The sequence below is a fragment of the Stenotrophomonas sp. HMSC10F07 genome (assembly GCF_001807895.1).
GTDB lineage: Bacteria > Pseudomonadota > Gammaproteobacteria > Xanthomonadales > Xanthomonadaceae > Stenotrophomonas > Stenotrophomonas sepilia.
In genome coordinates this window covers 87,801-108,159 of the sequence record NZ_KV791344.1, presented here as the reverse complement: position 1 = coordinate 108,159, position 20,359 = coordinate 87,801, and the positions used below count along the sequence as shown (strand labels likewise).

16 protein-coding genes and 1 tRNA gene are annotated in these 20,359 nt (G+C 66.3%); 12 read left to right on the top strand and 5 right to left on the bottom strand.

From position 1 onward, the window contains the following. Window positions 1–6: 6 nt before the first annotated feature. Together HMPREF3114_RS05275 and HMPREF3114_RS05270 are read right to left on the bottom strand one after the other, a co-directional pair. Window positions 7–975: a FecR family protein gene (locus HMPREF3114_RS05275; protein WP_070489288.1), complete on the bottom strand. Its 969-nt coding sequence runs from the start codon at window positions 973–975 to the stop codon at window positions 7–9. After that, window positions 972–1,499: an RNA polymerase sigma factor gene (locus HMPREF3114_RS05270; RefSeq protein ID WP_080352916.1), complete on the bottom strand. Its 528-nt coding sequence runs from the start codon at window positions 1,497–1,499 to the stop codon at window positions 972–974. The genes HMPREF3114_RS05275 and HMPREF3114_RS05270 overlap by 4 nt, the downstream gene beginning before the upstream one ends. Before the next feature lie 236 nt (window positions 1,500–1,735). Here HMPREF3114_RS05270 and HMPREF3114_RS05265 point away from each other — a divergent pair, with 236 nt between their 5' ends. The 4 genes from HMPREF3114_RS05265 to HMPREF3114_RS05250 all read left to right on the top strand — a co-directional run bounded on the left by HMPREF3114_RS05265 (window position 1,736) and on the right by HMPREF3114_RS05250 (window position 6,256). Further along, entirely contained in the window at window positions 1,736–4,609 is a 2,874-nt protein-coding gene (locus HMPREF3114_RS05265) for an autotransporter outer membrane beta-barrel domain-containing protein (protein WP_070489287.1), read from the top strand. A gap of 97 nt (window positions 4,610–4,706) precedes the next feature. Next, on the top strand, window positions 4,707–5,717 hold the full coding sequence (locus HMPREF3114_RS05260) for a 2-hydroxyacid dehydrogenase (RefSeq protein ID WP_070489307.1): 1,011 nt from the start codon (window positions 4,707–4,709) through the stop codon (window positions 5,715–5,717). Between the two features lie 51 nt (window positions 5,718–5,768). After that, complete coding sequence (locus HMPREF3114_RS05255; RefSeq protein ID WP_070489285.1) at window positions 5,769–6,095, top strand: hypothetical protein; 327 nt, start codon at window positions 5,769–5,771, stop codon at window positions 6,093–6,095. An 85-nt stretch (window positions 6,096–6,180) separates the two neighbouring features. Further along, window positions 6,181–6,256, top strand: a tRNA-Thr gene (locus HMPREF3114_RS05250). Window positions 6,257–6,319: 63 nt separating this feature from the next. On the opposite strand, the gene HMPREF3114_RS05245 is transcribed toward HMPREF3114_RS05250, so the two are convergent. Together HMPREF3114_RS05245 and HMPREF3114_RS05240 are read right to left on the bottom strand one after the other, a co-directional pair. Further along, a complete protein-coding gene (locus tag HMPREF3114_RS05245) occupies window positions 6,320–6,652 on the bottom strand; it encodes a hypothetical protein (protein ID WP_070489283.1) in 333 nt (110 codons plus the stop codon). A 13-nt stretch (window positions 6,653–6,665) separates the two neighbouring features. Then, window positions 6,666–7,301, bottom strand: a complete 636-nt coding sequence (locus HMPREF3114_RS05240) for a GyrI-like domain-containing protein (protein ID WP_053498512.1) — start codon at window positions 7,299–7,301, stop codon at window positions 6,666–6,668. 353 nt (window positions 7,302–7,654) lie between these two features. Here HMPREF3114_RS05240 and cyoA point away from each other — a divergent pair, with 353 nt between their 5' ends. The 4 genes from cyoA to cyoD are packed head-to-tail and all read left to right on the top strand — an operon-like array spanning window position 7,655 to window position 11,671. After that, a complete protein-coding gene (gene cyoA, locus HMPREF3114_RS05235) occupies window positions 7,655–8,695 on the top strand; it encodes a ubiquinol oxidase subunit II (RefSeq protein WP_005415723.1) in 1,041 nt (346 codons plus the stop codon). Between the two features lie 2 nt (window positions 8,696–8,697). Then, on the top strand, window positions 8,698–10,695 hold the full coding sequence (gene cyoB, locus HMPREF3114_RS05230; RefSeq protein WP_032954024.1) for a cytochrome o ubiquinol oxidase subunit I: 1,998 nt from the start codon (window positions 8,698–8,700) through the stop codon (window positions 10,693–10,695). Beyond that, the gene (gene cyoC / locus HMPREF3114_RS05225; RefSeq protein WP_005408583.1) at window positions 10,692–11,330 is read left to right on the top strand and encodes a cytochrome o ubiquinol oxidase subunit III; all 639 of its coding nucleotides are present in this window, start codon (window positions 10,692–10,694) and stop codon (window positions 11,328–11,330) included. Before cyoB ends, cyoC begins: the two co-directional genes overlap by 4 nt. After that, window positions 11,330–11,671, top strand: a complete 342-nt coding sequence (cyoD, locus tag HMPREF3114_RS05220) for a cytochrome o ubiquinol oxidase subunit IV (RefSeq protein WP_005415725.1) — start codon at window positions 11,330–11,332, stop codon at window positions 11,669–11,671. The genes cyoC and cyoD overlap by 1 nt, the downstream gene beginning before the upstream one ends. 200 nt (window positions 11,672–11,871) lie before the next feature. On the opposite strand, the gene HMPREF3114_RS05215 is transcribed toward cyoD, so the two are convergent. After that, the gene (locus tag HMPREF3114_RS05215) at window positions 11,872–13,929 is read right to left on the bottom strand and encodes a putative bifunctional diguanylate cyclase/phosphodiesterase (RefSeq protein ID WP_053498507.1); all 2,058 of its coding nucleotides are present in this window, start codon (window positions 13,927–13,929) and stop codon (window positions 11,872–11,874) included. Window positions 13,930–14,079: 150 nt separating this feature from the next. Between HMPREF3114_RS05215 and radA the strand changes: the two genes are divergently transcribed. From radA to HMPREF3114_RS05195, 4 genes are all read left to right on the top strand, one after another. Then, window positions 14,080–15,456, top strand: coding sequence for a DNA repair protein RadA (gene radA, locus HMPREF3114_RS05210; RefSeq protein WP_005408586.1), 1,377 nt, complete (start codon window positions 14,080–14,082; stop codon window positions 15,454–15,456). Window positions 15,457–15,568: 112 nt separating this feature from the next. After that, window positions 15,569–17,425, top strand: coding sequence for an ATP-binding protein (locus HMPREF3114_RS05205; RefSeq protein WP_053498505.1), 1,857 nt, complete (start codon window positions 15,569–15,571; stop codon window positions 17,423–17,425). Window positions 17,426–17,474: 49 nt separating this feature from the next. Continuing rightward, window positions 17,475–19,781: a tetratricopeptide repeat protein gene (locus HMPREF3114_RS05200; RefSeq protein ID WP_070489281.1), complete on the top strand. Its 2,307-nt coding sequence runs from the start codon at window positions 17,475–17,477 to the stop codon at window positions 19,779–19,781. A gap of 92 nt (window positions 19,782–19,873) precedes the next feature. Then, window positions 19,874–20,332: a YqhG/Tai3 family protein gene (locus HMPREF3114_RS05195; protein WP_070489279.1), complete on the top strand. Its 459-nt coding sequence runs from the start codon at window positions 19,874–19,876 to the stop codon at window positions 20,330–20,332. The last annotated feature ends 27 nt before the right edge of the window (window positions 20,333–20,359 follow it).

The following is a 20,359-nucleotide window of genomic DNA, read 5'->3' as shown; positions in this document are numbered from 1 at the left end:
GCCTCCTCAGTACGTGCGGCGCAGTTCCAGCGCGCCATCCGGTCGCGCCTGGCCAGCTACCGACCAGCCCAGTTCCAGCGCCGACAGCAGTTCCTGCGCATCGCCGGCACGGAAGGTGCCACTCACGGCCAGGCTGGCGATCTCGGGATCGGCGATCGCCAGCGGCGTGCGACCGTAGCGGTTCATGCGCTCGACCACGATCGACAGCGGCGTGGCATCGAACACCAGCTGTCCCTGCAGCCAGCCTTCGGCAGCGGCATTGGACGACAGCGCCGGGCCGGGCTGGAAGCGGCCCGATGGCAGCACCTGCAGCTGCTGGCCGGGTGCCAGGGTGTGCTGCGTCCCCCCATTGCTGACTTCCACCGCACCTTCCAGCAGTGCGACTTCGACCAGGCCGTCGTTCAGGCGCTCCACCTGGAAGGTGGTGCCGATGTCGCGGATGGTGCTGTCGCCGGCGCGCAGCTGCAGCGCCTTGCTCGACGGTGCGACCTGCAGCTGCACGCGGCCCCGTTCCAGCACCAGGTTGCGATGGCGCCAACCGAATCGGGCATGCAGCGTGGTGCCCGCATCCAGCGTGGCCACGCTGCCATCGGCCAGCGTCTGCTGCCGGGGCTGGTGGGAATCGTTGGCATAGCGCAGCGGCGTGGGGTTGCCGTCGATGGCGACCATCCAGCCGATACCGATGGCCAGGCAGACGCCTGCGGCGGCGGCCACTGCCGGCAGCCAGCGACGCTGTGCCGGCCGTGCCGCACGTGCTGCGGCGGTGCGCAGCCACGGGTCGGCGGCCAGTTCTTCGCCCCGCTGGAACAGGGTCTCGGCCTGGATCCAGGCGCTGACATGGGCCGGGTCCTCGGCCAGCCAGTCCTCGAACCTCTCTCGCTCGCCCGGCGTGCAGTCCGGAGCCTCCAGCCGCGCCACCCAGGCGCTGGCGCGTTCAAACAGCAGGGTGTCTTCCCTGGGGCTGGCGTGACTCATCCGTTGTCCCTGTCGTTGTGCAGCGGATCCGATCCGAGTTCCTGGCGCAGGCCCTGCAGGGCGCGGGCGATATGTTTTTCCACGGTCTTGGCGGTGATTCCACAGTGCCGCGCGATCTGCGTATAGCTCATGCCGGTGATCCGGTTGAGCAGGTACACCTCGCGCGCGCGCTCGGGCAGCTTGAACAGGGCCTGCCGCAGCAGGGACAGCATCTGCCCGGACTCGGCCTGGCGCAATGGATCGGGCGACGTGCTGGAGGGCTCGTCGCCGCCATCGTGTTCGGCAAGGGACAGGTGTGGCCGCGACTGCGACGAGCGGCCACGGTCTGCCAGGCGGTTGCGGGCGATACGATACAGCAGCAACCGCAGCTCGTCGGCACTGTGCGCGCGATAGCGGATCAGCCGCTCCATGCAGTCCTGCGCGATGTCCTCGGCATCCTCCGGCCCAACGCCGCGCGTGCGCAGGAAAGCGCACAACGGCGCGCGTTCTTCCCGTACGAACGCAATGAACGCGTCCGTCGGCACGGACAGGTCCGGCGCGCGATGGATCAGAGGAGAGGGGGTGGACAGGGCTGGCCTCGGGCGTCGGTGGCGGGTGCGTCTTCGAGTTTTACGCGACGATGACCGGATGGGGAAGAGTGTGCATGGCCCCTGATTTCATTGTGAATGCATTCATGTTTCGGGGGCTGGTGCGCTGGGGGAGTTTGCGCCGCCCGGACGTTGAACTCCTGACCCGTGTGTTGCGGGTGGAGAGAGAACGCATGAAACATTCGAAGTTGAGCCTGGCCCTGGCCGGGCTGATGGGCGTCACCGCCATGGCGGCGGTTGATGACGTCATGGCAATGAATTATCACGTGCGGGACGATCGCGTCTTCCTCAGCGGCGGCGTCACCGTTGCTGACGTGGTGGCGCTGCCCGCGCTGCTGGCCAAGGCACAGGCTGAAGGCCGTCCGATCCGCGAAGTCGTGCTGCGCACATCCAATGGTGGCGCGCTGATCGCCGGCGAGTGGCTGCAGGCGGTGATCCGCACCCAGGGCCTGGACACCATCGTGTCCGGCCACTGCATCTCGTCCTGCTCGATCATGCAGTCCGGTGGCGTCAACCGTTACCTCGGCGGCGATCTGCCACTGGTCGACTCGGTGCAGATCCACGCCGCCAGCAGTGGCGGCAAGATCACCTATGCGCCGTCAGCGCGCATGACCCAGATCTACACAGGCAACTACGGCGGCGGGATGGATGCGGGCCTGTTGCACAAGGCGATGTATGAAGTGGTTCAACCCAATGGCCTGCTGGTATTCCGCGACCCGGCGCGCACCACGGGTACGTCGGTCACCTTCGATCCGGATGGCAGCGGCAGCAAGCTGGAGTCGTTCCCGGGCCAGGACATCCGCGGCAACAACATCATCAACACGGCAGGCTATCGCGATCCGGGCGACACCCTCCGTGTCACCAGCAACGTCAGCGGCGACATCAACCCGGGCTACCTGCGCACCGCGCGCCAGCTGCAGGCCTTCGTCGACGACGATTTCGCGCGCTGGAATACCGACTGGGCCAGCACCTACATCAACGATGCGGTGAGCCTGTACAACGTCTCCACGCGGGGGGCGAACGGTATCGGCGCGCAGTCGTTGCAGCAGCTGCTCGCCGATCCCGACGTCCAGAATGAACTGCGCGGCCAGCTGCGGCTGGCCGATCTGGATGCCTCAACCCTGGCCAGTTCGGCGGGCGTGATCCGTGTCAGCAATGGCGCTACCTGGCGCACCGCCGCAACCACTGGCGCCGATTTCATTCTGGTGGACAACGGCACCATCGCACTGGAGGGTGGTGCGCTGCGCACCCCCGAGCTGCGCGTGATGCCGGGCAGCATCGTGGTCGGCCACGGTGATATCGCATCGGTCGGCACCGACAGCGATGCGCTGCTGGATGGCACCGGCCCGTCCTACCGCGAAGACGGCTTCAACCGCCTGCGCGTGTTCGGCACGTTGATGCCGCGTGGTGGCGATCTGGTGACCCACGGCTACGTCAACGTCATGCCCGGCGGGCAGGTGCTGTTCGATGTTACCGAAACCGGTGGTACCGGCAGTGGCCGCCTGCGCGTCGGCAGCTTCTACGATGGCGGCTCCGAGGAGGGCGCGCTGGTGATCGCGCAGGGCGCACATCTGGCGCTGAACGTGGCCCAGGGCTTCTATGCCGGCACCTACCGTCGCGACCTGGTGGAAGGACCGATCTACCAGGGGGGCTTCCAGGATGCCGTGCGGCTGGGCGATGCCGGCTACAGCGCCAGCGTCACGGCCGGTGAAGTGTTCCGCCCGCGCCACAATTCGCTGCTCAGCTTCAACGTCAACCAGACCGCCGACGGCCTGTGGCTGACCGCCAACCCGGGCTTCGATCAGCTGGGCCTGTTCGCCAACGGCACCTCCGGCGACGGCCTGGGGCGCGCGCTGGCCGCTGCAGCGGACCGCCAGGACAGCGGCCTGAAGTCGTTGCTCGGCGCGCTGCAGTTCACCGACCGCGATGTGATCGCACAGCAGGCTGGCGCCCTGCGCGGTGATGCGCATGCCAGCCTGCGCCTGGCCGACAATGCACTGATCGGCAGCATCGGCAACGTGGTGCAGCAGCACCAGGCAGCGATGCGCAGTGGCGGCGATGCAGACGGGTTGGCTTCGCAGGCGGCGCAGTCGGTGTCGGCGCAGCCGGGCATGCGCCATGGCAGCCTGTTCAACCAGCTGGCCATGCATCTGGTTGAACCGGCCGGCGAAGCTGCTGGCGACAGCGGCGTGGCGGGGCGCAGCCATGGCCTGTGGGCGCGCGGTTTCGCCAGCCATGGCCGCATCGACGCCGACGGTGGTGTGGCCGGCCTGAGCCACACTGTCGGCGGCATCGTGATCGGTGCCGATACCCGCGTGGCCGATGACCGCGTGACCCTCGGCGTGAGCGTGGCCGCCGCCGACATGTCGACCAAGGCCAGCGACGGCTCCGGCTTCAGTGGCGACGTACGCGCGCTGGATGTGGGCGGCTACCTGGATGCGACCTATTCGCGGGGCTACCTGTCGGCGGCCGTGCGCTACACCGACCTGCGGCATGACACCCGCCGCAGTGTCGGCGGCATTGATGGGCTGCAGCAGCCTCTGCGCGCGAAGTACAGCAACGATGCCATCTCGGCACGGGTGGAGCATGCGTTCTCCTTCACCACTGGAAAGGGTCTGGTGATCCAGCCGCTGCTGCCGGTGGTGGACTACGCACGGACCTCGGCCACCCGTTTCAATGAAGGGCAGGGCGCCGGTGCGCTGGTGGGCCGCAGCGGCAGCCTGGAGAGCATTCGGGTGGGTGCCGGCCTGCAGCTGTTCAAGACCTTCGAAGGCAACAACGGTGAGCGCATCACCCCGCGTGCCCGCGTGGTCTGGCAGAAGGAGCTGGGCGATTCGCAGGCGCGCTACAGCACCGGCTTTGCTGCGGCCCCGGACCTGGTGTTTGGTGCCAGCAGCCAGGCCGTGGGCGAGCAGGTGCTGGCCTGGAACGTCGGCGTGACCAGTCGCGCCAGCGAGCGCCTGTCGATCATGGCCGACTACGTGGGTGAGCGCCGCGACGGGCAGATCCAGAACGGCGTGATGCTGGGCCTGGGCTACCGGTTCTAAGGGGCACTCGGTCCCGGCGATATCCGTATCGCCGGGACCATCCCATCAGGGCAGGTGCTGCGGTATGGTCGGCAGGGAATTCCAGCCAGGCCTGTCCATGCAGATCGCCGTTTTCAGTGCCCGCCCCTACGATCGTCGCTTCCTCGACGAGGCCAACCAGCGCGATGCGACCGGGCAGGGCTTTGCATTCGTGTACTTCGATGCCGCGCTGGACGTGCATACCGCTGCGTTGGCACAGGACTGCGCCGCGGTATGCGTGTTCGTCAATGACCGCCTCGACGCGCCGGTTCTACACGCGTTGCATGCGCTGGGCGTACGCGCCATCCTGCTGCGCTGCGCCGGCTTCAACAATGTGGACCTGGCCACCGCGAAAGCGCTGGAGCTGTTCGTCGCACGGGTGCCGGCCTATTCCCCCGAAGCCGTGGCCGAGCACGCGCTGGCGCTGGTGATGACGCTCAACCGGCAGACCCATCGCGCCTACAATCGCGTGCGCGAGGGCAACTTCATGCTCGATGGCCTGCTCGGCCGCACTCTGCATGGGCGCACGGTCGGCATCGTCGGCACCGGCAAGATCGGCCTGGCCACCGCGCGCATCTTCCACGGCATGGGCTGCACCGTGCTGGGGCATGACCCGTATCCATCGCCGGCCTTCGCCGGCGTGGGCGACATGGTTGAGCTGGATGAACTGCTGGCGCGCGCCGACATCGTGTCGCTGCATTGCCCGCTGACGCCCGATACCCAGCACCTGATCAACGACGCCTCACTGGCGCGGATGAAGACCGGCGCGATGCTGGTCAACACCTCGCGCGGCGCGCTGGTCGATACCCATGCGGTGATCCGCGCGCTGAAGTCGCGGCGGCTGGGTCATCTGGCCATCGACGTCTACGAGCAGGAAAGCGCGCTGTTCTTCCAGGACCTGTCCGGCGAGATCATCGACGACGAGGCCTTCCAGCGCCTGATGACCTTCCCCAACGTGCTGGTGACCGGCCATCAGGGCTTCTTCACCGTAGAGGCGCTGCAGGAGATCTCGGCAATCACGCTGGGGAACCTGCGGGATTTCGCCGAGGGGCGGGTGTGTGCGAACCGGGTGGAGACATCGCTGAGATGATTGGAAGTCATGAGGGGTGTGCGTTTTCATACCTATCATTGAGGGGCGCAGATGAAACGCTTAGTCACCTTGAAAGTTGGGCTGCTGTTTTCATTGCTGATGGCGGGCGGCTGTGCAGCGAAGGAGCCCCGAGGTGAGAAGAGGTTGGAAGGGCTAGAAAGATGCGTGACGACAATCGAGACTTACGTCCAAGAGACGAGGGGATGGAAACGGGAGATGTATCGCATTGCGGAGGAGTCTTCCGGCACCGCAGATATTGGCTTCTCAGTCCAGCACGTCCATGACAGGGTTCTGCTGCCAGAAGGTGGACTGAAGTCATTTCATGTTGATCTCGACCAGCGATGTTCCAGGGTCATCCGTGAAAGCCACTATCAGTAGCTGGTAGCGGCTTGTTGGCCCATGAAGAGGGTAGATGCGCGGCCATTGACCGCATGTTGCTTGTAGTCCTACAATGCCCAGCTAGGCCGGAATAGCTCAGTTGGTAGAGCGGCGCATTCGTAATGCGTAGGTCGCAGGTTCGACTCCTGTTTCCGGCACCAGTTGCATGAAAAGCCCCGGCTCAGGTCGGGGCTTTTGTTTGGGCGTCTAGCAGCGGGATTCCATCAACGGCCTGCCATCCTCGCGTCACGCGCCAGCCACCACGCCAGCTGCCGGAGATAACCACCTGCTGCTCCCGCCGATGCGGCGATCAGCAGGCGTGCGAGCACTCTGATCCCGCGCGCGGCCCGCTCCCGCACCCAAGGCAGTACCGCCACCACCTGCGCACCCAGCAACAGCATCAGCACGTCCAGCCCCAGCGCATCCACCACCGGTAACAACGGCAGCAGATCCGGATTGCAGGCCAGCATGATCACCAGTGCAGCACCCAGCACGGCCATCAGGCGGCGCCCGGCGGGCAGGGTGGTCCAGCGCATCAGGCGGTTGTTCAGGCGCACGGCATTCCTCGTGTCATCTGCGGGAATCCTCATCAGGCCCGATCGGCCGCACCGGCTGCCGCAGCACGGTTTTCAACCGCGCTGCGTCGGTCCTGCGCGGGTCACTCAGGTAGATCTCATGATGGGGGCCGGCAAAGGTGTATCCCAGTGCGGGCATCACTTCGTCATGCAGCTGCGCCAGGACGGGTCCCTCGTCGTCGTAGGCGCCCACGTGCAAGGTCTGCAGGCTGGGGCCCTCGGCAAGGACTTCATGGCGGAGGCTGGGCGGCGCATCTCCCAGCTTCGCGCGCGCCTTTCCGATCGCCGCTTGCCACTGCGCAGGGCCGATGCCCTCGGGTGTGCGGATCATTACGGTCCAGGCCCACTCATCCTTGCGCCGTGCGACGAAGCTGGCTGGGTCCTCGGCACTCCAAAGCGCTTCCAGCGGTGGTACCACGTAGTCGCGCCCTTCGGCCTTCAGCGCGAACTTCAGTGCATAGCTCACCGAATACAGCCACTGCACGGCCTGCAGGTAGGCGGGGGCCGTGTTCGGGTCGCCGCGACCATCGACCATCACGTAGGGAATGGGCGGTACATCCACGCGTACGAACCTGCCGGCGGGCGGTTGATAGAGCGCCCGGTCACGCTTTTTGAAGTCGATCTTGTCCACGGGCCTTCCTCCTGCGCCGAGCATCCCACGCCAGGCTCCCGCCAGCACGCCTGAACAGGTTCAGGTGACTTTGCCGAACGAGGGCGGACTGCCGGCCAGCACCTGATGCCAGGATGCCGGCCGCGGGCGTCCTGCCCGCCGCGCCTGCGCGGTGCGACAACGTGTCGCAGCCAGAATCGGGCCTTTCCTGCGCTCGATCAATGTCAATGCCTTTCTTAAATGGTGGGTGACGGCCTAAAATTGAAAGGCTGACTCGACCCCACCTCCCTGCCTGTCTTCCGGACCGGTGGGACCGGCTTTGGCCGGAACAGGCAGGGACGGGGAACGGCATTCCCTCGCAATTGGATCGACCGATGATTCCGTTGAAAACCCTTGGGCGCTGGTTGCGCCCGGGCCTGCTGCTGTCGTTGCTGGTGATGCTCACCGGCTGCGATGCCGTGGCCATCCTCAGTCCGAAGGGCCAGATCGGCCAGGATGAGAAGACCCTGCTGATCACGGCCACCGTGCTCATGCTGCTGGTCGTCATCCCGGTCATCATCATGACCCTGACGTTCGCGTGGAAGTATCGCGCCTCCAACACCAAGGCCCGTTACGAGCCGAAGTGGTCCCACTCGACGGCGATCGAGGTGGTGGTGTGGTCCATTCCCTGCATGATCGTGCTGGTGCTGGCGGTCCTGACCTGGCGTTCGTCGCACGCACTGGACCCGTATCGTCCGCTGGATTCGGACGTCAAGCCGGTCACCATCGAGGCGATCTCGCTGGACTGGAAATGGCTGTTCATCTATCCGGAAGAGAAGGTGGCGGTCGTCAACGAAATCAAGTTCCCGGTCAACACGCCGCTGAACTTCAAGATCACGTCCGATTCGGTGATGAATGCCTTCTTCATCCCGCACCTGGGCAGCATGATCTACTCGATGGCTGCGATGGAGACCAAGCTCCACCTGATCGCCAACGAGACCGGTGAATTCCCGGGCATGTCCTCGCACTACAGCGGCGCGGGCTTCGCCAAGATGCACTTCACCGCCTACTCGGTCACCGATGCCGAGTACCGCCAGTGGCTGGACCAGGTCCGCGCCGGCGAGCAGACCCTGGACAAGGCCTCGTTCAAGGCCCTGGGTGAAGCGCGCAACGCCGAGTGGTATCCGGTCACTTACTTCGGCAAGACCGAAGAAGGCCTGTTCGACTGGGTCATCGCCAAGCACATGGGCGACAACAAGCATTACGGCATGAAGCACTCGCATGCCGGTGCCGCCGCTGCCGATGCCGCCACCCATGAAGCGCACGAGGGCCATGCCCCGAGTGACGCGCATGATTCCAAGGAATCGGGTGAAAACCTGGATGCCACCGAACACGAACACGCAGGCCATGCCGGCCACGCGGGTTCGGGAGAATGAACATGTTGGGAAAACTCTCTCTTGAGTCGATCCCCCACGATCCGATCGTGCTGACCACCCTGGTCGGCGCGGTTCTTGGTGGCCTGGGCGTCGTCGCCCTGATCACCAAGTTCAAGCTGTGGGGCTATCTGTGGAAGGAGTGGTTCACTTCGGTGGATCACAAGAAGATCGGCGTGATGTACCTCATCGTCGCCTTTGTCATGCTGCTGCGCGGTTTCTCCGACGCCATCATGATGCGTACCCAGCAGGCCATCGCCGTCGGTGGTTCCGAGGGTTACCTGCCGCCGCACCACTACGACCAGATCTTCACCGCCCACGGCGTGATCATGATCTTCTTCGTGGCGATGCCGCTGATCACCGGCCTGATGAACCTGGCCGTGCCGCTGCAGATCGGTGCGCGCGACGTCGCGTTCCCGTTCGTCAACTCGCTCAGCTTCTGGCTGTTCGTGTCCGGTGCGGTGCTGATCATGCTGTCGCTGTGGATCGGTGAGTTCGCTGCCACCGGCTGGCTGGCGTTCCCGCCGTTGTCGGGCATCGAATACAGTCCAAGCGTCGGCATGGACTATTACATCTGGGGTCTACAGGTGGCGGGTTTGGGTACCACGCTCAGTGGTATCAACTTCTTCATCACCATCCTCAAGATGCGCACCCCGAGCATGAAGCTGATGCAGATGCCGGTGTTCACCTGGACCGCCCTGGTGACCAACGTGCTGATCGTGGCCGCGTTCCCGGTGCTGACCATCACCCTGGTGCTGCTGACCCTGGACCGTTACCTGGGTACGCACTTCTTCACCAATGACGGTGGCGGCAACGCCATGCTGTACATCAACCTGATCTGGATCTGGGGTCACCCGGAGGTGTACATCCTGGTCCTGCCGGCGTTCGGTGTGTTCTCCGAAGTCATCGCGACCTTCTCGCGCAAGGCGCTGTTCGGCTACAAGGGCATGGTCTACGCCACCGCCTGCATCGGCGTGCTGTCGTTCATCGTGTGGCTGCACCACTTCTTCACCATGGGTTCGGGTGCCAACGTCAATGCCTTCTTCGGCATCACGACGATGATCATCTCGATCCCGACCGGCGTGAAGATCTTCAACTGGCTGTTCACCATGTTCCGCGGTCGCGTGCACTTCACCACCCCGGTGCTGTGGACCATCGGCTTCATGGTCACCTTCGTCATCGGCGGCATGACCGGCGTGATGCTGGCGATCCCGGCCATCGACTTCGTGCTGCACAACAGCCTGTTCCTGATCGCCCACTTCCACAACGTCATCATCGGCGGCGTGGTGTTCGGCATGTTCGCCGGCATCACCTACTGGTGGCCGAAGATGTTCGGCTTCCGCCTCAATGAGTTCTGGGGCAAGTGCGCGTTCTGGTGCTGGTTCATCGGCTTCTACGTGACCTTCATGCCGATGTACGTGCTGGGCTTCATGGGCATGACCCGTCGCCTGCAGAGCACGGTGAACCCGGCCTACGAGCCGTTGCTGCTGGTTGCCGCCTGCGGCGCGTTCATCGTCGGCGCCGGCATCCTGTGCCAGATCATCCAGGTGGCCGTGTCGATCCGCGATCGCAAGAAGACCGTCGACCTGACCGGCGATCCGTGGGATGCCCGTACGCTGGAGTGGGAAACCTCTTCGCCGCCGGCCTTCTACAACTTCGGCACGCTGCCGGAAGTCACCGAGCTGGACGATTTCTGGGAACGCAAGCAGCGGGGTGAAGCCTGGCCGAAGCCGGCCAAGTACACCGACATCCACATGCCGCGCAACACCGGCACGGGCGTTGTCATCGGTGCCTTCAGCCTGGTGTTCGGCTTCGCGATGATCTGGCACATCTGGTGGCTGGCCATCGTCGGCTTCGTCGGCATGATCGCCACGTTCATCTACCGCACCTTCGACCAGGACGTGGACTACTGGGTCCCGGCCGCCGAGGTGGAACGCATCGAGAACGAACACCGCAAGCACCTGGAAGCCCAGGGCCTGGTGAAGTCGGAGCTGAAGGCATGAGCACCAATACCTCGACCCTGAGCCACGGGCACGCCGCGCACGCGGCGGCCCATGGCCATGACGACCACGAGCACCACGATACCGGCGGCAACACCGTCTTCGGTTTCTGGGTGTACCTGATGAGCGACTGCCTCATCTTCGCCTCGCTGTTCGCCACCTACGTGGTGCTGGCGGGCGGTACCGATGGTGGTCCCACCGCGAAGGACCTGTTCGAGCTGCCGTTCGTGGCGTGGGAAACCGCGCTGCTGCTGACCTCGTCGCTGACCTTCGGCCTGGGCATGATTGCCATGCACCGCAAGCAGATGGGCCAGATGTACCTGTGGCTGGGCATCACCTGGCTGCTGGGCTTCGGCTTCATGTGCATGGAAGTGTGGGAGTTCCAGCACCTGATCCATCAGGGCTACGGTCCGGACCGCAGTGCCTTCCTGTCGGCATTCTTCGCCCTGGTCGGTACCCACGGCCTGCACGTCAGCGCCGGCCTGCTGTGGCTGCTGGTGATGTTCGTGCAGCTGAAGAAGTACGGCCTGACCCCGACCAACAAGACCCGCATGGCGTGCCTGAGCCTGTTCTGGCACTTCCTGGACCTGATCTGGATCGGCGTGTTCTCCGTCGTCTACCTCAATGGAGCGCTGTAATGGCACATGACAACCATGCACACGACCACGGCACCGGCGGCGAAAGCCACGGCAGCGTGAAGTCGTACCTGATCGGCTTCGTGCTGGCGGTGGTGCTGACCGTCATCCCGTTCTGGATGGTGATGTCGGGCGATTTCTCGCGCACCGTCAACGGTGTGGTGATCGCAGTCACCGCGGTGCTGCAGATGCTGGTCCACCTGGTGTTCTTCCTGCACCTGGATCGTTCTTCGGAAAGTCGCTGGAACGTCAACGCTGCGGCCTTCACCGTCGTGGTGATCGGCATCATCGTGATCGGCACCCTGTGGGTCATGCACAACATGAACGTGCACATGATGCACTGACGTCCTCGCGACGTTGCCACGCAGAAAGGCCGCCCTCGGGCGGCCTTTCTGTTGGCGGATGGATGGGGTCGGATCCCTGTCCGCAGGGCAGGGCTCTGACCCCGGGGCCCGGGTAGATCCACGCCATGCGTGGATGGAGTTGCGTGGATGGGGTCAGAGCCCATGCCGCAGGCAAGGGCTCTGACCCCGAAACCGGGGCCTCACCCCACCCGGCGCAGGAACTCTTCGGCCTCCATCGGCCGGCCCAGATGGTAGCCCTGCAGCTGGTCGCAGCCGAGCTCGCTCAGGTACTCGCGCTGCGCCTGGGTCTCCACGCCCTCGGCCACCACCTGCAGCTGCAGGGTGCGGCCCAGCGCGATGATTGACGAGACAATGGCGGCGTCCTCGTCATTGCGTTCCAGGTCGTGCACGAACGCACGGTCGATCTTCAGTTCGGTGGCTGGCATCCGCTTGAGGTAGAGCAGGCTGGAATAGCCGGTACCGAAATCATCGATGGCGATGTGCACGCCCATTGCGGTCAGGTCGCTGAGGATCGCCAAGCTGGCATCGACGTCCTTCATCGCCGTGGTCTCGGTGATCTCCAGGGTCAGCCGTGCCGGTTCGATCCGGTGCCGCTCCAGCACCTCGCGCACGCTGTCCAGCAGTGCCGGCGAGGCGAACTGCAACGGCGATAGATTCACCGCCATTGTCCATTCCGCATGCCCGGCATCGTGCCATGCCCGCAGTTGCGCGCAGGCCTGGTCCAGTACCCAGTCACCGATCGGCAGGATCAGGCCGCTGCGTTCGGCGATCGGAATGAACACATCCGGCGCCAGCAGCCCCAGCTCCGGGTGCTGCCAGCGCAGCAGCGCCTCGGCGCCGGTGGCCGGTGCGCCCGCGGCCGGAAATTTGGGCTGGTAATGCAGGATCAGTTCGTTGCGGGCGATGGCCTTGCGCAGGTCCTGCAGCAGGCGCAGCTGGCGATTGGCACTGAGCTGCATCGAGGGGGTGAAGAAGGTATAGCCGTTCCGCCCGGTCTCCTTGGTGTGGTACATCGCCGCATCGGCGTGCGCCATCAGCTCGCGCTCGTTGCTGGCGTCATCCGGATACAGGGCGATGCCCAGGCTGGCGCTGACCTGCAGTTCGGCCGCATCCAGCGTGAACGGCTCACCGGCGGCGGCAATGATGCGCTCGGCCACCACTACCGCATCGTCGGGAATATCGATGGCCAGCACGATCACGAACTCGTCGCCGCCGAGGCGGGCGAACGTGTCCTGCGGGCGCAGCAGGCCGCCGATGCGCTGCGCCACCGCCACCAGCAGGCGGTCGCCAAGCTGGTGGCCATAGGCATCATTGACCGCCTTGAAGCCATCCAGGTCGCAGAACATCACCGCCACCGCATGATTGCGGCGCCGCGCCTTCTCGATGGCCTGCTCGATGCGGTCCTGCAGCAGCATGCGGTTAGGCAGCTGGGTCAAGGGATCATGCAGTGCCGCCTGGATCAGCTTGTCGTTGGCGTGCGCCAGCGAATCGGCCAGCAGCCCGGTGCGCACGCGCATCTGCCGGTCGAACAGCGAGGCCACGAGGGCGATGCCCAGCGTGGCCACGGTGGTGACGATCACCAGCACCGCGAGCCAGCGCGTGTCGATGCCGCCACTGCCGACGGCGCCACAGATGCTGCCTTCGGGGAAGCGCGCCGCCGCCATGCCGGTGTAATGCATGCCGACGATGGCCAGGCCCATCACCAGCGATGCGAGCACGCGCAGGAGCAGGGTGTGGCGCTGCTCGGCGCGCAGGCGGAAGGCGATCCACAGGGCGGCGCCAGCGGCACCGATGGCCACCGCGATGGAGGCGGCAAACCAGCCCGGGTGGTAGTCGATGCCGGGCTGCATGCGCATCGCAGCCATGCCCAGGTAGTGCATGGCTGCGATGCCCAGGCCCATCAGCACGGCACCGGCCAGCAGCCGACGCCACGGCAGGGTGGGGCGCGACACCAGCCACAGCGCATAGGCGGAGGCGCCGATCGAGACCGCCAGCGAGTACAGGGTGATGCCGAGGTCGTAGCCCAGCGGAATCGGCAGGTCGAAGGCAAGCATGCCGATGAAGTGCATCGACCAGATGCCCAGGCCCATCGCCGCCGCACCCCCCGCCAGCCACCAGCGGGCCACGCGGCCCTCGGCGGTGGCCAGGCGCCCGGCCATGTCCAGCGCCGTGTACGAAGCAAGAATGGCCACCAGCAGGGAGATGATGACCAGGCTCTGACTGTAACTGCCAGTCATGTTGAATCCAGTGGGGGAGGAAGGGGGCGCCCGCAAGGCGCACGCCCGCGACCCCTATCGGCGCGGGTGGGCAGGACTTGAGCGGTCGCAGCAGCTGCGACCGGGCTCGGCTATCCTGCCACGCCTGTTCCCGTTGCTGGAAATCATCCGATGGCCAAAGCCCGCACCGCCTACGTCTGCAATGAATGCGGCGCCGAATTCAGCAAATGGCAGGGCCAGTGCACGGAGTGCAACGCCTGGAACTCGCTGTCTGAAATCGTGCTGGAGAGCGCGGCGGCGGCCAAGGCACCGGCGTCGCGGCGGGCGGGCTGGGCCGGCAAGATCGATCCGCCGAAGATCACCGCGCTGAAGGACGTGGAGCAGACCGAGCATCGCCGGGTCTCCACTGGCATCGGCGAGTTCGACCGCGTGCTGGGTGGTGGCCTGGTCGAAGGCGCGGTGGTGCTGGTGGGCGGCGACCCGGGTATCGGCAAGTCGACGCTGCTGCTGCAGGCGGTGGCGAAGATGGCGGCCGAACTGCCGGTGCTGTACGTCACCGGTGAAGAGTCGCTGGCCCAGGTGGCCGGCCGCGCGCACCGCCTGGAGCTGCCACTGGACGGGGTCAACGCGCTGGCCGAGACCGGGGTCGAGTCGATCCTGCAGCATGCCTCCAGGGCTGGGCCGCGGCTGATCGTGGCCGATTCGGTGCAGACCCTGTGGACCGAGAGCCTGACCGCTGCGCCGGGTTCGGTCAGCCAGGTCCGCGAGAGTGCGGCGCGGCTGGTGCGGTTCGCCAAGGAGACCGGTACTGCCGTGTTCCTGGTCGGCCACGTGACCAAGGAGGGTGGCATCGCCGGCCCGCGCGTGCTGGAACACATGGTCGACGCGGTGCTGTACTTCGAGGGCGAGAGCGGCAGCCGCTTCCGCCTGTTGCGCGCGTTCAAGAACCGCTTCGGTGCGGTCAACGAGCTGGGTGTGTTCGCGATGGGCGACAAGGGCCTGAAGGAGGTCTCCAACCCCTCGGCGATCTTCCTCTCCGGCGGCAGCACCCACCAACCGGGCAGCTGCGTGATGGTCACCCGCGAGGGCACACGGCCGCTGCTGGTGGAGGTACAGGCGCTGGTCGATGCATCGCCGCTGTCGAACCCGCGCCGTGTCGCGGTCGGCCTGGAGCAGAACCGCCTGGCGATGCTGCTGGCGGTGCTGCATCGCCATGGCGGCGTACTGGTCGGCGACCAGGACGTGTTCGTCAATGTGGTCGGTGGCATCCGCGTGCAGGAGACTGCCGCCGATCTGCCGGTGCTGCTGGCGGTGTTGTCGTCGCTGCAGGATCGGCCGCTGGCGGAGAAGACCATCGCCTTCGGTGAAGTGGGCCTGTCCGGCGAGATCCGCCCGGTGCCCAATGGCGAAGACCGCCTGCGCGAGGCCGCCACCCATGGCTTCAAGCGCGCCATCGTGCCCAAGGCCAATGCGCCCAAGGGCGGTTCGGTGAAAGGCATGGAGGTGATCGCGGTGGAACGCCTGTCCGAGGCCATCGACGCGGCGTGAGGCCGGCTCTACAAACGTCAATCACGGCAACGGTCAGCTTCCTTGTGCTAGTTTTTCCCGCTCGACGAAGACGCCCTCTGGCGTCTTTCCGTGCCCAGGAGTAAACGATTACATGCAGGACACCGCACTCACCGCCCCCAACGCCGAGATCCGTCGCGCCGGGGTCGATCTCAATGGACTGATGACGGTGCTGGGCAAGCACCTGTATTCCACCCCGGTGGTGGCGCTGCGTGAGCTGGTGCAGAACGCGCATGACTCGATCATCCGCCGCCGCATCGAGCAGCCCGGTGTTGACGTGCCTTCGCGCATTTCGGTGCAGGTTGATGCCGGTGCCGGCGTGCTGCGCATCACCGATACTGGGGCCGGCCTGACCCGCCAGGAGATCCACGATTACCTGGCCACCGTCGGCGTCGGCTACACCCGTGGCCTGCGCCAGGGCGGTGAGGACGATGAAGGGCTGATCGGCATGTTCGGCCTCGGCTTCCTGTCGGCCTTCGTGCTGGCGCGCCGGGTCAGTGTGCGAACCACCTCGTACCAGGCGCCGGATCTGGGCCATCTGTACGTGTCCAGCAACGCCGAGCAATACACCGTCAGCGAAGTGCCTGCACGCGCGGTCGGCACCGAGGTGGAGCTGGAGCTGCATCCGGACTTTCTGCCGCTGGCCAACGAGGCGCGCCTGCATGAGGTGCTGGGCCGCTACTGCGCGTTGCTGTCCGAGCCGATCTTCATCGGTGCTGCGGGCGAGGCGCTCAATCCCGAGCCGCCGCCGTGGCGCGGCCAGGGGGATGTCGCCGTGCATCCGGTGCAGGCGCGTCGGCAGGCGCTGCAGTTCGCAGCGCGGTTCGAGCACGATTTCGAACCGATCGTCACCGTGCCGCTGCGCGCCGATGGCAACAGCGATGCCACTGGCCTGCTGTGGGTGCAGGATGGCGCCACCTATGGCACCAGCGACAACCGCAACCTGTCGGTGTTCGTGCGTGGGATGCTGCTGGATGACGACGCGCGCGACCTGTTGCCGCCGTGGGCCGGATTCATCGGCGGAGTGATCGAATCCTCGCGGTTGACGCCCACCGCCAGCCGCGAAGACCTGCAGCGCGATGACCAGTACCGCGCGGTGCAGCATGCACTGCTGGAGGCGCTGATCGACGGCCTGGCCGACGTTGCGAAGCAGCAACCGGAAGCCTGGCGGCGCGTGCTGACCCGCCACAACGAGGCCCTGCTGGGTGCGGCACTGTGCGATGAGCGCCTGTTCGAACTGCTGATGGAGCATGTGCGGGTACCGACCTCGCAGGGCGACCTGCCGGCCAGTGCGCTGCCGGCGCGCGGTGCCGTGCATGTCATCCTCGACAACGGCGGCGGCTTTGAAGAGATGCTGTTCCGCGCGATGGGCGTACCGGTTGCGCATGGCCATCGCTACGCGGTGGTGCCGTTCCTGCGGCGCTGGGCCCAGGCCAAGGGCCTGCGCCTGGTCGAGCTCGGCACCGAGCAGGGCAACCGCGCACTGTTCCGCAGTGATGACAGCCTCGACGAGGCGCAGCTGGCGTGGCTGCGCGAACAGCTGGGCGACGGCGAGCAGCTGCTGCCCGCACGTTTCAGCCCGGAGGCGCTGCCGGTGGTGGTGGTGCCCGACCGCGAGGCCGAGCTGAAGCAGCGGCTGGAAGACGACGAGAACGACAAGCGCGTCTCGATGGCCGCGCTGCGCCTGGCGCGCCAGTTCACCGCGCGCATCGAATCACGCGCACCCTCGCGGCTGTACCTCAACCTCGACAACCCGGCGGTGCAGGCACTGCTGCGCGCCCAGCGCGAGGGCCACCCACAGGCCGAGGCCGCAGCCCGCCTGCTGCGCTCGCTGAAAGTCATCGTCGCCGCGCAGGGCCGCCCGCTGGCACGCGCGACCGCTACGCCGGGCCCGGATCTCAATGGTGCTTTCACCGATATCGCCGGTGCCCTGCAGCAGATGCTGCGCTGAGCACCGCACCCTCTCATCCAGCCTTCGCTAGACAGGAGCAATTATCCCCATGGACATCTGGAACTGGGTCGAAAAGCTGCAGGGTGACCTGCGCCAGGCCGGCCAGGCGCAGAACGCGCACCTGCTGAACCGTCTCGCCGACGAGGTCAGTGAACTGCAGATCGACCGCGTCGATGCCCTGCTGCCCGAAGCACGCGCCCTGGGCAAGGCGCTGGACAACCCTTGGGTTGACGTCTATGTCGGCCACTGGGCGCTGCGCAACCGCGTCGGCAACCGCGTGGAAGGCGAGAGCGCACTCGGCGAAGCCGTAGCGCTGTTCGAGCGCGCGCACCGCGAGGACACCCTGGAATGCCCGCAGTCGATCTGCGTGACCCAGGACCTGGCCGCCTGCTACGGCAACATCGATGGCCCGGGCTGGGTGCCCGAGCGCATCGAGGTCTGCGACGAAACCCTTGGCCGCATCGATCCGAGCTGGGCCTGTTTCCAGTGCCTGAGCTGCGAGAAGGCCGATGCGCTGCTCGATGATGGCCGTGGCCAGGAGGCGCTGGATTACCTGCAGGTGCAGGCCGATGCCGTGGAAGCCTGTGGCAAGGAAGTGTTCGACAGCTTCCCCGAGATGCAGATCAAGATCCTGCTCGCTGTCGGCCGCGCCGACGAGGCACTGGCGCTGATCGAGAAGCGCGAGGCCGAAGTGGCAGCCTCCGGGGAGTACGAACCGGCCAACTGCACGGTGCCGCGTCGCTTGTCCAAGGCCTGGGCGCTGGCCCAGCTGGGCCGCGACGAAGAGGCGCTGCAGCAGCTGGTGCCGTGGAGCGAGCTGACCCCGAACTACTGGCGGCTGTGGGCAAACACCGCCGCAGCACTGTGCCAGCGTGATCCCGCGCGCAATACGTGGGATCTGGGCACGCGCTTCAACACCATCATCGAGCACTTCGCACGGGTCGGTTCGCACCGCCTGCTGATCGAAGTCGCGGCGCTGAGCCTGGAGCTGGCGCTGCAGCGTGGCGCGCGCTGGGTCGCACTGCGGCAGCTGGAACTGGCCCGCACCCATCTGGCGCAGCTGCGCCAGGATCGGGGTGCTGCGGCGCTGGTGGCCGGCCTGGCCGCGCGCATCGAGGCATTGCCGGACGTCGCGCCGCTGCCGGTGCCGGCGGGCGAGCTGCTGGCATGGCTGGACGCGCAGGGCGAACAGAACCAGTCGCGCGATCCCGAGCGCGAAGCGCAGTGGTTGCTGCAGGCGCATGCCGAGCTGCCCGATGACGAGGCGCTTGCCGAGATGGCTGCCTCCGCGCTGAATGCCTGCGGCGCGCAGGCCGAGGCGCGGTCGCTGCTGTGGCGGTTCGTACGCGGCCATACCCAGCACGATGGCCCCGCGGCCTACACGCTGATGCGCTGGCTGGCCGAACAGGGCGACGACGACGGACTGCGCCAGCTGGCCGATCTCTATCGCGGCAGCGTGCCGGTGTTCGCGCACTGGTGCGAGGTGCAGCGTGCACGCCGCGTGTCCGACTGGCCGGCGCTGGAGCAGGCGGCCCGATCGCTTCTGGAGCTGTCTCCGGGCTCGCACGGCGCGCGCGGCACGCTGGCGCGCATGTACATGGAAACCGGCCGTTTCAGCGAGGCCCAGGCCTGTTATGCACAGCTGGTGGAGCTGCTGGAGGAGCCCAATGCCGCGCATTGGGACCACATGAGTGCAGCCAGCGCGGCGCGCGACTGGGACGCGGTGCGCCGCTCGGCGGCGGCGATCGGCATGGAATTGTCCAGCCAGGATGGCGTGGTCGAGGAGCCGTGGGGCTGGGTGATCATCCGCAGCGAAGAGAACGGCGAACCGATGGAGTACTACGCCCGTCGCAGCGGTCCGGTGACCGCGCGCATCGTCGAGAACGCGCCGTCCAACCGCGCCCAGCAGGTGGGTGACTGGGTGGTGTTCGATGCCGCGCTGGTGCATCCGGCCCCGGAGGAGGAGGAAGCACGCGAGCATTTCATCCCGACCTATGCGCAGGTGCATGTACTGGAGCGCGGCGGTTTCGCCCGCAGCTGGATGATCGATGGCGCGCACCCGGGCGAAGAGGCCTGGAATGCCTTCGTCGAGGCGGCCGAAGCACAGGGCTGGAAGGTGTGGTCACACAGCCGGCCGGACTACACCGTCACCGACCCCGATGTGGAAGAGGGTACGCTGCCCGGCCTGCTGTTCACCGTGGCCCAGCCGCAGGACCACGCACCGCTGGCACTGCACCGCTTCCTGCAGCAGCACACCGCGACGTGGCCGCATCCGCATTGCTGGCTGCGCCTGGCTGAAGCCTGTGACCAGGATCGCCAGCCGCATCTGGACGTGATCGAGCGTTACGGGTTGTAGGCCGGATATCGGGTAGTGCCGGCCGCTGGCCGGCAGCACCGGGAGATCCTGTATTGCCGGCCAGCGGCCGGCACTACCTCAGGGAAAAATACATGCGAAAGACAGGGATGTTGATGATCGCCGGGCTGCTGCTGGCCCCTGCCGTGCAGGCGTCACCCGCCTGCCAGGAACCAGAGGCGGTGGCCCGCGCCTTCTACCAGGCAACGACGGGCGATGGTGATCTGCTGGAGCCACCCCCGGCGCTGGTCAGCCCTGCCTTCGGCAAGGCACTGCGTGGAGAGCGCGCCTGCCAGCAGCGCGAAGAGGGCATCTGCACCATCGATTCGGATCCGTGGCTGGATGCGCAGGACGGTGACATCGAAACCCCGGTGCGCTACAGCTGGAAGGAGGCTTCGGCCTCCGCCGGCCAGGTCGAGATGCGCTATTCGGTGTGGAAGAAGGCCTACCTGACCCGCCTGCCGATGGTGCGCCACGGGCAGGGATGCTGGCAGGTTGATGACATCGTCACCAACAGTGGTCGTTCGGTGCGGAAGATCCTGGCCCAGCCTTGACGGTAGCGCCGGTGGGTGCCGACCGTT